The sequence below is a fragment of the Marinobacter sp. bablab_jr003 genome, from assembly GCF_016464245.1.
In the GTDB taxonomy this organism is placed as follows: domain Bacteria; phylum Pseudomonadota; class Gammaproteobacteria; order Pseudomonadales; family Oleiphilaceae; genus Marinobacter; species Marinobacter vinifirmus.
The window spans coordinates 1-280 of sequence record NZ_JADARC010000062.1 but is presented as its reverse complement, the minus strand read 5'-3'; the positions used below and the strand labels follow the sequence as shown (position 1 = coordinate 280).

1 protein-coding gene is annotated in these 280 nt (G+C 47.5%); it reads right to left on the bottom strand.

Annotation, left to right across the window (positions count from 1 at the left end; translation table 11 throughout):
• Window positions 1-75: 75 nt before the first annotated feature.
• On the bottom strand, window positions 76-280 hold a 205-nt coding region (locus H3Z84_RS16925; RefSeq protein ID WP_206768858.1), incomplete at its 5' end, for a hypothetical protein.

Below are 280 nucleotides of genomic sequence, written 5' to 3'. Positions count from 1 at the left end.
TTTCTGGTGATTTTCCGGAATCGGTGTTCACCATGCCGGAATCCGTGTTCACGTTCCCGGAATCGGTGTTCACGTTCAACCAGAATCTTTCTTAACGCATTGTTTATTCAACCGTTTGCTACTCTGGTTCCTTTTTTTGGGTTCATCGCGGGTTAGCGTGAAAAAGTAGGAGACGGCGGTAAAACCGGTTAGTTTTGAGTTCGCCAAAACAACAAACCTGACCGACTCACCGCCGTCCCTATGAATGCTAATCCTCTTGCCCTGTTCTGGGAAGGATTCA